Here is a 12,639-nt window from a genome sequence, read left to right on the forward strand (position 1 = left end):
GGGCCGGCCCTTTCAGGATTGTCAGGATGCTCGTGGCATCCGTCGGTGTCAGTTCGCCGGCTGGGCGGGTGCTGCCGGAGCAGCCGCGCCGGGAATTGCCGCAGCCGGATTTGTCGGCGCTTTCAGGGTGCCGGCGGCATTGTCGAAATAGCGGAAGAATTCCGTATTCGGCGACAACACCAGCGTCGTATCCTGTGAAGAAAGCGCCGAGGAATAGGCCGCCATCGAGCGATAGAACTCGAAGAAAGCCGGATCCTTGTTGAAGGCGTCGGCGAAGACGCGGTTACGTTCCGCATCGCCCTGACCACGCAGGATTTCCGCATCACGCTGGGCGCCCGCGGTGAACTCGACGACCTGGCGGTCGGCGACGGCCCGGCGCCGCTGACCTTCTTCATTGCCCTCCGCGCGGATGCGCTCGGCTTCGGCCAGGCGTTCCGAACGCATGGCGTTGTAGGTGTTGGGCGCAACCTCCGGAGAAAGGTCGGTGCGGCGGATGCGAACGTCGTCGATATGCAGGCCGAGATTTTCGGCATCCGTGCGCAGGTCGTCTCGGATCTCCAGCATCATCGCGACACGCTCTTCCGAGAGCGCGGCATTGTAGTCGCGCAGGCCGTAAACGCGGCGAAGCGATGAATCGAGCTGCGCCCTCAGCCGCGCTTCCGCAGCCTCGCGGTCACCCGAGACCGTTTCGCGGAAGCGGCGAACATCCGAGATATTGTAGATCACGAAGGCATCGACATCGAAGGTCTGGCCGTCCTGAACCTGAACGCGGATATTGTCGAGATCGAGCCTCAGCGCCTGCTTTTCCACAAGCTGGACGCGGTCGGCATCCATGAAGCCGAAGGGCAGCTTGAAATAGATGCCGGGTTCGGTCTTGACCGACTGGATCTGGCCGAAGCGGACGACGATCGCCTGCTCGCGGGCATTCACCACGAAGATCGACGAATAGAGGCCGACCAGCACGATGGCGAGGATGAGGAGAATGATGGGAAGTCTGTTCGATGTCATGGTTCAACCTCCCTGCTGCGCCGGCTTGCCGAGCTCATTGAGCGGCAGATAGGGCAGCACGCCCTGCTTCTCGTCGATGATGACCTTCTTCGAGTTCTTCAGCACCTGCTCCATCGTTTCGATGAACAGCCGCTTGCGGGTCACTTCGGGCGCCTTCGAATATTCGTCGTTGATCGCGGTGAAGCGCTGCGCCTCACCTTCCGCCTCCTTCACGACACGGTTCTTGTAGGCGGCTGCATCTTCACGGATTCGCGCCGCATCGCCTCGCGCCTGGCCGAGCTTCTGGTTCGTGTAGCGGTTGGCGTCTTCGATCGTGCTGTCGCGGTCTCGGCCGGCACGCTGCACTTCTTCGAAGGCATCGGCGACTTCGCGCGGCGGCGCCACGTTCTGGATCGTCACACCGGTCACGGTCACGCCGGCGCCGTAACGGTTCATCGTATCCTGTACGATATTAAGCACATCCACTTCGATCGGCTGGCGATTGCTGCGGAAGGCGTCCTGCGCCGGACGACGCCCGACGATTTCGCGCATGGCGCTGTCGGAAACCTGCTGCAGGGTCTCTGCCGGATTTTCGACATTGAAGAGATAGGCCTTCGGATCACTGACCGTGTAGAAGACGGCGAACTGCACATTGATGACGCTCTTGTCGCTCGACAGCATCAGGCCGTTCGAAGACGATGCAGAGGTCGCTCCGATATTCAGCTGTTGCACGGTCACCTTGACGGTCTCGACGGATTCCAGCGGCCAGAGATGGAAATGCAGGCCGGGCATCGAGATCTCGTCCTTCGGCTTGCCGAACCGCAGCTCGACGCCGCGTTCGTCCGGCTGCACCACGTAGACGCACTGGATCAGCCAGAAAATGGCGACGACCGCCGCGACGATCACCGCCACGCCGCCGTTGAAACCGCCGGGAACGATGTTGCGCAGCTGGTCCTGGCCGCGCCGGATGATATCTTCCAGATCGGGCGGTCCGCCCTTGCCGCTGCCACCGCCCCGCGGGCGGTTCGGCCCCTGGCCCCATGGTCCCTGATTATTATTACCGCCGCCGCCGCCCCAAGGGCCGCCGCCGCCATTCTGATTGCTCCAGGGCATCAAAACCTCGTTGTTCGTTAAGTCTTCCACGCATCCGGAACCGTGGGGGCTGACCGGCGGATGCGTTGGGACCGTTATAAGTATCGCCGCATCGGCTTTCAACGCAACGTGAGAAACTTGGTCAATTTAATTGGAAAATAGTTCATTTTCAGGCGTGTCGGCGCTCGTAGACGACGAAGCGCGTGGGGTGACTGTCCTTCTCGCCGGCCGGAACCGCGATAGGCTCCCCTGCCCGCCAGATGTCGGGATCGATCGCGGGGAACGATGCGTCTCCGTCGAGGTCGGCCTCGACATGGGTGATGCACATCCGGTCGGCAAGGCCGATCGCCTGGGCATAGACCTGACCGCCGCCGATGATGCAGACCTCGTCGACGCCGCTTTCGCGCGCCAGCCTTTCGGCCGCCGTCATCGCTTCCGGCAGCGAATGCGCCATGGAAACATCGGGATGGTCTATCGCCGCCTGCCTGGAGATGACGACGTTCGGCCGCCCCGGCAGCGGCTTGCCGATCGAAGCATAGGTCTTGCGGCCCATCACGACAGGCCTGCCCAATGTCAGCGCCTTGAAGCGCTTGAGATCGCTCGACAGCCGCCAGGGCATGTCTCCGTCGCGGCCGATGATGCCGTTGCGGGCAACGGCGGCGATAATGGTCCTGCGGATATCGGCCATGGAATGTCCCGGATCAGACGGCGATCGGCGCCTTGATGCTGGCATCGGCCTCGTAGCCGATCAGCTCGAAATCGTCGAAGGTGAAGCTGAAAATGTCCTTCACATCGGGGTTGATGCGCATGAAGGGCAGCGGCTTCGGCCGGCGCGCCAGCTGCAGCTTCGCCTGGTCGAAATGGTTGTGGTAGAGATGGGCGTCGCCCAGCGTATGGACGAAATCGCCAGGCTTCAGCCCGGTGACCGCAGCCACCATCATCGTCAAAAGCGCATAGGAGGCGATGTTGAAAGGTACCCCGAGGAAGATGTCGGCCGAGCGCTGATAGAGCTGACAGGAGAGCTTGCCGTCGGCCACGTAGAACTGGAACAGGCAATGGCAGGGCGGCAGCGCCATCTGGTCGACCTCGGCCGGATTCCAGGCCGAGACGATATGGCGGCGCGAGTTCGGGTTGTTGACGATGCCTTTGACGAGATTGGCGATCTGATCGATATGGCCGCCATCCGGCGCCGGCCAGGAGCGCCACTGGGCGCCGTAGACCGGCCCGAGATCGCCGTTTTCGTCGGCCCACTCATCCCAGATCGAAACGCCGTTCTCCTTGAGATAGCCGATATTCGTCTCGCCCTTCAGGAACCATAAAAGCTCGTGGATGATCGAGCGCAGATGCAGCTTCTTCGTCGTCGTGACGGGAAAGCCTTCCTGAAGGTCGAAGCGCATCTGGTAGCCGAAGACCGAGCGCGTGCCGGTGCCGGTGCGGTCGCCCCGGTCGGAGCCCTTTTCCATCACATGGTTGAGGAGATCTAGATATTGCTTCATGGCGCGCTGATTCCGTTTGGCCTAATTTAAGCTCCCGGCAGCAGGAAACCAATCGCCGGCGGGCATTTTCCCAATGTTTCTGATGGGTCGCATAACGCTTTTATGACGTTGGCCCTTTCCTTGGACAGCGGAAACCACTATATCACCCATGCCGGCTTTCGGGCCGGCTATGGCGATAAACGAGCGGTGTAATAAACCTATTGGACCCGGGGGCGGTACCCGGCGCCTCCACCAAAAACCGGCGGGCACGAAGGCCGGCTTTTGATGGGGGCGAAACAGGATCGACAAGGGTGTAAAGATCGTCTTTTTGCTCGGCATTGTACCGCCGTTATCGGGCTAAAATTGTAGTTGCAAACGACAACTATGCGGAAGCTCGTCTCGCTGCTTAATCGCGGTGTGACACTTCAATCAAAGTCCTAGTGGTTCGCACCTCTAGGCGGGGTCCGAAGGCACCTGGCAACAGAAGCCTTCACCTTCTCCCTGCCGCCGAAATCATGTATGCTGCTGAAAAACGTGACTCGGCTCCGGTCTTTCCCAAGGCGCCTGGACGTGGCATATAACCTTGTGAAAAGACTTCCGAACCGACGAAAGACAGGAAAAGCATGGGGCAGGATCATATCCGCTACGACATTCTGGCACAGGATGCACTTCGCGGCGTCATCCGCAAAGTTTTGGCGGAAGTCGGAGCGACGGGCCGCCTGCCCGGCGACCATCACTTCTTCATCACCTTCCTCACAGGTGCTGCCGGCGTACGCATCTCCCAGCACCTGAAATCGAAATATCCCGAGCAGATGACCATCGTCATCCAGCATCAGTTTTGGGACCTGAAGATCACCGAGTCGCATTTCGAGATCGGCCTTTCCTTCTCCGACGTCCCGGAAAAGCTGGTCATCCCGTTCAATGCCATCCGCGGCTTTTATGATCCCTCCGTCAACTTCGAGCTCGAATTCGACGTGCCGCTCGCCGATGGCGAGGAATTGCCGTCTGGTGAAATCACCGCCTATCCCGTCGACGCCGCAGCAAAGCCGGATGAGGCCGCGGGCGCCAAACCCGCCGATGGCGAAGAGAAGAAGCCGGGCTCGGTCGTCTCGCTCGACTCCTTCCGCAAGAAGCAGTGATTTCAAAGGGAGGCCAAGCCTCCCTTTTTTATAGGGATCAAGGGGCCGCATGAGCGCTGAAATCGTTAATCTGCGCCAATTCCGCAAGAAGCAGGCCCGCTCCGAAAAGGAGACGCAGGCCGAGCAGAACCGCATTTCCTTCGGCCGCACCAAGGCCGAAAAGCAGCTCACCCGCAGCCTGAACGAGAAGGCCGACAAGGCCCATCGCGACGGCCGTATCGAGACCGATGACGACGGCGCCTGATGGCTCAGGCAAAACTCGAAAAGCCGGAATGCACTCTGCGATCAGCCACTTATGCAGTTTCCCTGAATCAATGTACGAAAAACTCAACTTGATGCGGCGTCATGATCCGTAAGCATTCGGCGACATTGCACGGCCACCGCACCAGCTTCTCGCTGGAAGACGAGTTTTGGGACGAGTTGAAGGTGATCGCTGCTAGCCGTTCGATGCCGCTCGCCGCTCTGATTTCCGAAATCGATGACCATCGGCCGCCGGACAGCAACCTGTCCTCGGCGCTGCGGCTTCACGTACTGGCCTGGGCGAAGGCCGCCGCTGGCCGCGGATTATAATCAAATTCCACGCATTATCATTGCGCCTGAACGCCCGGCACCTGGTCGAAATTAAGCGAACCGGGCGGCCCGCCGCGCCGCGCTGCTTCCGCTTCGGCGGCGGCCCTCGCCTGCGCATCCGCCTTGTCTTTGGCTTCCGCCGCGCGTGCAGCCTCTGCTTCCGCGAGAGCCTTCTGCGCGGCCGCCGCCTGCGCCAATGCGCGCAGCCGCTCTTCCTCTGCCTGCCGTTGCTGCTCGATTTCGGCCGCCCTGACGCGCTCAGCGTCGTTGAACCGGTAGAGCGCCGCCTCGCGGCGCAGCCGCTGCTTTTCGAGCACGATCGCCTGCAGCCGCTCGACGCGCCGGCGCTCGCGTTCAAAGGCGCGCAGCGACAGGTAGCTGGTGATATCGGTCACATCCATCGTCTTGCCGGGCGACGGCAGCATGCCGGAAAAATTCAGCCTGAGTGACGGCTCAGCGCCGGACAGCACTTCCGTGCCCGGATTGAGACCGACGCCCAGCGTCGCGCTGATCCGTTGCTCCGGCAGCGCGATCTGCGCATCGGCGGTGATGCGGGCGAGATCGTTGGCGACAGTGACATTCTGCACGCGCAATGTCCCGTCGGCAATATTGAAGGGGATGCCGAGCGGCGGCAGCTTCGCCTCTCCGTTGCTGAGCAACGTCTCGATGATCGGATGCACCTTGCCGGCATTGATCTGCTCCTGCATCGTATCGGTCGCGGCAAGCAGCGGCGGAAGGATGGCGAGGTTCAGCCCGCGTATACTGGTATCGCCGAGCCTCAGCTCGCCCGAACCGTTCAGCGAACTGGCAATCTCGCCGATCGTCTTGCCCGAGGCTTCCATCGACAGCGACAATCCGAATTTGCCGTTGGCAATCGGCGCGCCGTCGCGCAGCCAGACGACGCCGGCAACATCGGAATCGGCAAGTGCAAGTTTCGTCTGCAGGAAGCCGGTGCCGTTGGCATTGGTGAACAGCAGATTGCCGGAAAGCTTTCCGCCGTCCCAGTTGCCGGCCATGTCGTTGAGCTGCAGCTCGTCACCCCTGTAGGCGACGTTGCTGGTGAAGTCGGTGACCGCCGTTTCCGGCAGGCCGGGCCAGAACTGCTTGGCCGTCAGCTTCACGTTGACGTCGAGATCCTTGAAGACGGGCAGACCGAGCGGCGCCGTCGTCAGCGCGCCATTGGCGGGATCGACGATCTGGCCGAACACTGCCTCGCCAAGCCAGCCGGCATCCGCCTTGGAGAGCGTCAGATCGCCGGTCGCGGTCGTCTTCGCAGCCTTCCGGTCGAAGCTCAACGCGCCTGAAAACTCGTTGTCGGCCGCATGCCCCTTGAGATCGGAAAAGACAATCTTGTCGCTGTCGACGCGGGCATTGACCTGCAGGCCGAACGGCAGCCCGGCCCCCGTCTGCGGCAAGGCGATCCCGTTCATAATGAGATAGGGGTCGATATCGGCGCTGTCGAGCGAAAGCGCGATCTTGCCGTTCATGAAAGTTTCCGGCCGGACATCGACTTTGCCATTGGCCGTGAACGAGGTCCGGTCGGTCGCAAAGGTCAGCGCCGCATCGGCGGGATCGTTGCCCGATGCCTTCACCTTCAGCGTCAGGCGGCCGTTGGCGCCGACATCGACCGGCAGCGGATCGAGCCCGGCCTGGCCGAACAGGATGGACGGCACGGCATTTTCGAGCGTCGCCTCGAGGCTCGTCGTACCGTTGCCGGTCAGCGCCAGCAGGTCGGACATGCGGTAGTCGAGATTGACGCGGCTGCCGTTCGAGACGCCGGCAAGCGTAACCGTCAGCGCGTTGCCTTCGTCGCCGCCGAGCGTCAGCGCGCCGCGCAGCGCCGTATTGCCGTACCAGCCGGCATTGCGCACCAGCCGGTCGAGCACCGGGTGATGCGGCAGGTGCTCGCGCAGCATGGTGAAAAAGCCACCGGGATCGGCCGATTTGAAGGTGATCTCGCCGGCGCCCTTATAATCGAGCAGCGAGCCTTCCGCCCTGCCCGTCGCCGTCAGTTCGGCGCCTGCAATATTCTTGATCGACAGCCGGTCGACGGCAAGCTCTCCGTCGGCAATCGTGAAGGTGGTCTCGACATTCTCGGCATCGACGCCGAAGGCAGTGAACTTATCGGCCTTGAGCTGGGCGGCGATCTTGTGATCGAGCACGTTGTCGCCGGCATCCTGTCCGGTCATCAGCCCGCTCAGGGCCTGCAGCGCATCGAGATCGAGCGTGTCGCCATTCAGGGCCACCGACAGTGTCGGCGTCTGGCCGGAGATCGCCTGCCGCTCCAGCCGGCCCTTCAGCGTCGCCGGCCCCATGGCGATCTCAAGATTTTCGAAACGCTGCAATTCGGGTGTCAGGCTGACATTGGCGGAAAAGCCAGCCTGCCGCAATTGCCGGATGGCCGGATCGACCGAGCCGGCAAGCCAGGAGGCGAGCCCGGTCGGCTGGCTGGACGCCACCACGATCTGGCCATTGAACGAGGCTTCGCCCTGCAGCAGGAGCTTGCCTTTGCCTTCCACCTGCGTGCGCCCCGGCAGCGTACCGGTGGCGCTGTCGATCATCCAGCCGGTACCGGCCGGTTCGAGCTCCAGCTGCACGTCGCGCAGCGTCGTATCGCCGGCGACAATCGCCGGCAGCTTGACACTTGCCTTGCCCGGCACCTGCGGGATTGGCACCTGTGCGATGACATCGATCAACGAATTCAGCCGCTGGCGCGCCGAAACCGCCGGATCGCGGGTCGTCTTGCCGGCCTCGCCCTGATTGCCGATGCGGTTGACGTCGATCTGCTGCCCGTCGGCGGTCAACAGGAATTCCGGCGCATTGCCGGTATCGAGCGTCGCCTCGCCGGTTATGACGTAGGGATCGTCCGTCGGTCCGATCTCCATCCGATATTCGGGAATGCGGATGCGTTCATTGGTGAGCTCGAAGCGGCCCTTGACGCGCGGCGGCTGCTCCTTCTTGTTGGCGGGCTTGGCGCTGTTGCCGCTTTCGATCGCTGCTGAAAGCTGCCCCTGATAGTTCGGCTTGCTGTCGACGAGCTTCAGTTCGCCATCGAGATCGATGCTGACGGGGTGCTTGTCCGGCGAAAGCTTCGTGCGCATGCGCAGCACGCCCTTTTCGTCCGGCTGGCTGCTCGAGATCAAAAAGCTGCCGTGCTCGCCGTCAAGCGCCGCGTTGCCCTCGATGCGCCAGGGGCCGGCCAGCGACTTGGCCGACATTTCCGCATTGAGGCCGGTGATGCGGCGTGAGCGGCCGGACTGGTCGTCGATGAACTCGACCTCGCCGCCATTGACATGCACGTTTTCGAGAACGACGTTTTTCGCCGGTATTTCGGCGCGGCTGCCGCGCATCCAGTCGAGCGTGCCGTCCTTGAGCAATCTCAGGCGCACCTTCGGATTGACGACGCGCATGTCGAAGATCAGCGCTTCACCCGACAGGAAAGGCGCGAGCTCCGCATCCATGGAGAATTGCTCGACCTTGACGATCGGCGTGCCGTCCGCCTCCTGGCCGACGCGCACGTCATGCAGTGTGACCGACGGAAACGGCAGGAGGCGCGCATCCACCGTGCCGTAGACGGTGACCTTCTTGCCGATGATGCGGCTTGCCTGATCCTCGAAATTCTTGCGGAAATCCGTCCAGTCGATGAACAGCGGCGCAAGCAGCGCCACAAACAGCACTACGACGATCACTCCCCCAGAAAGACGAGGAACCGGCCTACCAATGCAAGGATTCTCCATTCAGCATTCTGTTGCCGACACTAGCGCTATTCATGCCGGGGGCAAGGCCCAAGTTCATGAGAATATTCCGTTTTCAGCCCTGGTGGAAAATCTTGCCGGGATTGAAGATATTGTCCGGATCGAGCGCCTGTTTCACCTGTCGCATCAGATCCACCGTGCCCCCGAGCTCTTGTTCGAGGAACGCCATCTTGCCTTGCCCGATCCCGTGTTCGCCGGTGCATGTCCCGTCCATGTCGAGCGCTCGCTTATTGAGCCGCTGCACGAAGCCCTCGGCCTTGGCGATGTCTTCGGCGCTTTTGTCATCGAACAACAGCAGCACATGGAAGTTCCCGTCGCCGGCATGGCCGACGATCGGGCCGAGCATTCCATGGGTCTCGATATCGGCCTGCGTTTCGGAAACACAATCGGCAAGCCGCGATATCGGAACACAAACATCCGTCGAAAGTGCGGCAAGCCCCGGCGCCAGCGCCCTTGCGGACCAATAGGCATCGTGGCGCGCCTTCCAGAGCTTGGTCCGCTCCTCGGCATTGGCGGTCCACAAGAACTCGCCCCCGCCGCATTCCGCCGCAATCTCGCCAAAGCCTGCCGATTGCAGCGGCACGGTCTCGTCAGTGCCGTGGAATTCGAGGAAGAGCGTTGGGCTTTCGGCATAGGAAAGCTTGGAATAGGCATTGCAGGCCCGAATCTGCACCGTATCGAGCAGCTCGATACGCGCCACCGGAATACCCATCTGGATCGTCATGATGACGGCATCGCAAGCGGCCTTGATGCTCGGAAAAGCGCAGGCGCCGCCGGCGATCTTCTGCGGGATCGCCTGCAGGCGCAGCGTCACCGAGGTCAGGATGCCGAGCGTGCCCTCGGCGCCGACGAAGAGCCGCGTCAGGTCGTAGCCGGCAGAAGATTTGCGGGCGCGCCGGGCCGTGCGGATCTCCTCGCCATTGGCGGTAACGGCGGTCACGGCAAGGACATTGTCCTTCATCGTCCCATAGCGCACGGCATTGGTGCCGGAGGCCCGCGTCGAGGCCATGCCGCCGATCGAGGCATTGGCGCCGGGATCGATCGGGAAGAACAGTCCGGTATCGCGCAGATGGATGTTCAGCGCCTCGCGCGTGACACCCGGCTCGACGGTGCAGTCGAGATCCTCGGGATTGACCTCGAGCACCCGGTTCATGCGGCTGAAATCGATCGAAATACCGCCATTGGCGGCATTGACCTGGCCCTCCAGCGAGGTCCCGACACCGAAACCGATCACCGGCACCTTGTGGATCGCACACGCCCTGACCACCGCCTTTACATCGTCGGCGCTCTCGGCAAAGAGCACGCCATCAGGCAGCTGCGGCGGAATATAGGTGGTCGTGTGGGCATGCTGTTCGCGGAAGGACTGGCCGGTCTGGAAGCGCTCGCCGAAGCTCTGCTTGAGAATGCCGAGCACGGCTGATATCCCCGCCTCGTTGCGTGTGCCGGCCTTCGCGTCCTTCAGCGCCATCCCTTTGATCTCCCTGCCATTCCACGGGGCATGTCGTGTCCCATGGGGTCAGGCTGGGTATGCGGCAAGTCAAAGCGACTGTCCAGTTAAGATTGGGAGAAGATCTCATTCCCTTTTTGTTATAGAACCGTCTTCGGCCGGGAGCGCTTCGGTGAATTCCGGCCGGGTCGGCTGTCCGGCGCCTCGAAAGCCCTGTCGAAGACATCGGCAAGTCTTGCCGCCAGCGTGTCTGCGACGACGCCGCGGGCGCCGAGATGCGGCGAGGCCAGCAGGACGACCGGCAGCGTCAGCGCGAGGCTGGCGGCCTCGATCTCCTCGATGCCCTCGCCCACGGCATGAAGAAGCCGCCGCGGCAACAGACTGGCGCCGGCGCCTCTGCGCACCCAGGCAAGCTGCAGTCTCGGATCGTCGAGCTCGCCCGTCACCGGCAGATGCCTGCGGCCGACGCGGCTTGCCAGCAGTCGCCGGGCATCGCAAGGCTCGGGGCTCAAAACCCAGGGCATGTCGGCAAGCGTGAAGTCCCCGGCCCGCCATCGATCGGCGAATTGCGATGCGGCGATCACTGCAAGCTCCTCGTGACCGATGACTGCCCCACCGCCAGGCGGTGCCTCGCCGAGCACGATTGCCGCATCGAGCTGCCCCTGCCGGTACAATTCGGCAAGTTCGCCGCTCCAGCCGGTCTTGAGGTGCAGCGATATGCCACCGAAACCATCGACGACCTCGGCAACGATACTCGACACGCCATCGTCGGAGAGGCCGTTGGCAAGCCCGAGCCGGAAGACACCCTGCGGCTCCGCTCCGTGCGCCAGCGCCTTCATCTCCTCGAATGCAGCAAGGATCTCCCTGCCCTTCTCGACGGCCCTTGCGCCGAGGGCCGTAAACTGCGGCGGCTTCTGGCGGCGGTCGAGCAGCGCGCCGCCGAGCAGCGCCTCGAGGCGCTGCACCTGCCGGCTGACGGCCGGCTGCGTCAGCCTGACCCGATCCGCCACCCTCTGGATAGAGCCCTCCTCGGCGAAGGCAACCAACGTCCTGATCTCGTCAATCATTCTTCAAAAACATAATCATTATGGATATTATGAATTTGAGAATAGCCGCTTCGGGCGGTACATGTCCAGCCGGAACCTGATCCCGGAGACATTCAATGAAAGCCATAACTTTGGAAGGCATCGGCTTCGACAGCCTGGCGCTAGTCGACCGCCCGCAGCCGGAACCGCGCCGGCACGAGGTGGTCGTGCGCGTCACGGCGACCGCGCTGAACTATCGCGACATCGAGATCGCCCGCGGCAGCTATCACACCGCCTTCCCGCACCCTCTCATCCCTCTTTCCGACGGTGTCGGCGAGGTGGTGGCGATCGGTGAGGACGTGACGCGCTGGAAGATCGGCGACCGGGTCAGCGGCACTTTCTGGGAGCGCTGGGTCGCCGGCGGCTTCGACATGGCGGAAGCGCAATACCAGCGCGGCGGACCGATCGACGGCTGGCTGGCCGAATATACCAGGATCGACGAGCAGGCGGCCGTGGCCGTTCCCCCGCATCTGACCGATGCCGAGGCAGCGACATTGCCATGCGCGGGCGTCACCGCCTGGCATGCGCTCGTCACCGAGGGCGCACTGAAGGCAGGAGACACGGTGCTGGTGCAGGGCACCGGCGGCGTCTCGTTGTTTGCCCTGCAATTTGCCGCAGCTTCGGGCGCCAGAGTCATCGTGACTTCGAGCACTGACGAGAAGATCGCCCGCGCGCGCACACTCGGCGCTGCCGATGGCATCAACTACGTCAGCCATCCCGCGTGGGATCAAGAGGTGCTGAGGCTCACCGGCGGCAGCGGCGTCGACCATATTATCGAGGTCGGCGGTCCGGAGAGTTTTGCCCGCTCGCTGCGCTCAGTCCGGCGCGGCGGCCAGATCGATGTCATCGGCTATCTCGGTGGTACGGCCGGTACGATCGACCCGCTCGATATCTTCCGCCGCCAGGCCCGCGTCCGAGGCATCCCCGTCGGCTCACGCGCCTCCTTCGAGGCGATGAACCGGGCGATCGACGTCAACCGCCTCCGCCCGGTCATCGACCGGACCTTTCCCTGGACGGAAGTGGCGACCGCCATGCGCCATTTCGAACGGGGCGGCCGCTTCGGCAAGGTGGTGCTGCTGCACTGACGGC

General features: G+C 62.8%; 10 protein-coding genes, 1 other RNA gene and 1 pseudogene. 5 read left to right on the top strand and 7 right to left on the bottom strand.

What is annotated here, in order from left to right; genetic code table 11:
• Window positions 1-48 precede the first annotated feature (48 nt).
• From hflC to CO657_RS12880, 4 genes are all read right to left on the bottom strand, one after another.
• Window positions 49-1,008 (bottom strand): protease modulator HflC, encoded by a 960-nt coding sequence (gene hflC, locus CO657_RS12865; RefSeq protein ID WP_012558332.1) that lies wholly within the window; start codon window positions 1,006-1,008, stop codon window positions 49-51.
• Between the two features lie 3 nt (window positions 1,009-1,011).
• The gene (hflK, locus tag CO657_RS12870) at window positions 1,012-2,100 is read right to left on the bottom strand and encodes an FtsH protease activity modulator HflK (protein WP_003593446.1); all 1,089 of its coding nucleotides are present in this window, start codon (window positions 2,098-2,100) and stop codon (window positions 1,012-1,014) included.
• A gap of 148 nt (window positions 2,101-2,248) precedes the next feature.
• Entirely contained in the window at window positions 2,249-2,767 is a 519-nt protein-coding gene (locus CO657_RS12875; protein ID WP_054182717.1) for a dihydrofolate reductase, read from the bottom strand.
• A 13-nt stretch (window positions 2,768-2,780) separates the two neighbouring features.
• Window positions 2,781-3,575 (bottom strand): thymidylate synthase, encoded by a 795-nt coding sequence (locus CO657_RS12880; protein ID WP_054182716.1) that lies wholly within the window; start codon window positions 3,573-3,575, stop codon window positions 2,781-2,783.
• Window positions 3,576-3,686: 111 nt separating this feature from the next.
• On the opposite strand from CO657_RS12880, the gene ssrA reads away from it, so the two are divergent.
• From ssrA to CO657_RS12900, 4 genes are all read left to right on the top strand, one after another.
• Window positions 3,687-4,049: a transfer-messenger RNA gene (ssrA, locus tag CO657_RS12885) on the top strand.
• A 128-nt stretch (window positions 4,050-4,177) separates the two neighbouring features.
• Window positions 4,178-4,693 carry an SspB family protein gene (locus CO657_RS12890; protein WP_003593443.1) on the top strand — a complete coding sequence of 172 codons (516 nt, stop codon included), beginning with the start codon at window positions 4,178-4,180 and terminating at the stop codon, window positions 4,691-4,693.
• Between the two features lie 49 nt (window positions 4,694-4,742).
• Window positions 4,743-4,937 (top strand): DUF4169 family protein, encoded by a 195-nt coding sequence (locus tag CO657_RS12895; protein WP_003593442.1) that lies wholly within the window; start codon window positions 4,743-4,745, stop codon window positions 4,935-4,937.
• Between the two features lie 101 nt (window positions 4,938-5,038).
• Window positions 5,039-5,263, top strand: coding sequence for a ribbon-helix-helix domain-containing protein (locus CO657_RS12900; RefSeq protein WP_012558335.1), 225 nt, complete (start codon window positions 5,039-5,041; stop codon window positions 5,261-5,263).
• A 17-nt stretch (window positions 5,264-5,280) separates the two neighbouring features.
• Here the strand turns inward: CO657_RS12900 and CO657_RS12905 are convergent.
• The 3 genes and pseudogenes from CO657_RS12905 to CO657_RS12915 all read right to left on the bottom strand — a co-directional run bounded on the left by CO657_RS12905 (window position 5,281) and on the right by CO657_RS12915 (window position 11,532).
• A pseudogene (locus CO657_RS12905) lies at window positions 5,281-8,984 on the bottom strand (AsmA family protein).
• A gap of 89 nt (window positions 8,985-9,073) precedes the next feature.
• Window positions 9,074-10,486 carry an FAD-binding oxidoreductase gene (locus tag CO657_RS12910; protein WP_054182714.1) on the bottom strand — a complete coding sequence of 471 codons (1,413 nt, stop codon included), beginning with the start codon at window positions 10,484-10,486 and terminating at the stop codon, window positions 9,074-9,076.
• A gap of 119 nt (window positions 10,487-10,605) precedes the next feature.
• Window positions 10,606-11,532 (bottom strand): LysR family transcriptional regulator, encoded by a 927-nt coding sequence (locus CO657_RS12915; protein WP_054182713.1) that lies wholly within the window; start codon window positions 11,530-11,532, stop codon window positions 10,606-10,608.
• A gap of 95 nt (window positions 11,533-11,627) precedes the next feature.
• Between CO657_RS12915 and CO657_RS12920 the strand changes: the two genes are divergently transcribed.
• Complete coding sequence (locus CO657_RS12920) at window positions 11,628-12,635, top strand: zinc-dependent alcohol dehydrogenase family protein (RefSeq protein WP_003593434.1); 1,008 nt, start codon at window positions 11,628-11,630, stop codon at window positions 12,633-12,635.
• The last annotated feature ends 4 nt before the right edge of the window (window positions 12,636-12,639 follow it).

Source organism: Rhizobium acidisoli, assembly GCF_002531755.2.
Classification (GTDB): Bacteria; Pseudomonadota; Alphaproteobacteria; order Rhizobiales; family Rhizobiaceae; genus Rhizobium; species Rhizobium acidisoli.

Excerpts from the sequence above, each read along its gene's own strand:
- hflC (WP_012558332.1), bottom strand. The coding sequence starts at position 1,008 with ATGACATCGAACAGACTTCCCATCATTCTCCTCATCCTCGCCATCGTG.
- hflK (WP_003593446.1), bottom strand. The coding sequence starts at position 2,100 with ATGCCCTGGAGCAATCAGAATGGCGGCGGCGGCCCTTGGGGCGGCGGC.
- CO657_RS12875 (WP_054182717.1), bottom strand. The coding sequence starts at position 2,767 with ATGGCCGATATCCGCAGGACCATTATCGCCGCCGTTGCCCGCAACGGC.
- CO657_RS12880 (WP_054182716.1), bottom strand. The coding sequence starts at position 3,575 with ATGAAGCAATATCTAGATCTCCTCAACCATGTGATGGAAAAGGGCTCC.
- CO657_RS12890 (WP_003593443.1), top strand. The coding sequence starts at position 4,178 with ATGGGGCAGGATCATATCCGCTACGACATTCTGGCACAGGATGCACTT.
- CO657_RS12895 (WP_003593442.1), top strand. The coding sequence starts at position 4,743 with ATGAGCGCTGAAATCGTTAATCTGCGCCAATTCCGCAAGAAGCAGGCC.
- CO657_RS12900 (WP_012558335.1), top strand. The coding sequence starts at position 5,039 with ATGATCCGTAAGCATTCGGCGACATTGCACGGCCACCGCACCAGCTTC.
- CO657_RS12910 (WP_054182714.1), bottom strand. The coding sequence starts at position 10,486 with ATGGCGCTGAAGGACGCGAAGGCCGGCACACGCAACGAGGCGGGGATA.
- CO657_RS12915 (WP_054182713.1), bottom strand. The coding sequence starts at position 11,532 with ATGATTGACGAGATCAGGACGTTGGTTGCCTTCGCCGAGGAGGGCTCT.
- CO657_RS12920 (WP_003593434.1), top strand. The coding sequence starts at position 11,628 with ATGAAAGCCATAACTTTGGAAGGCATCGGCTTCGACAGCCTGGCGCTA.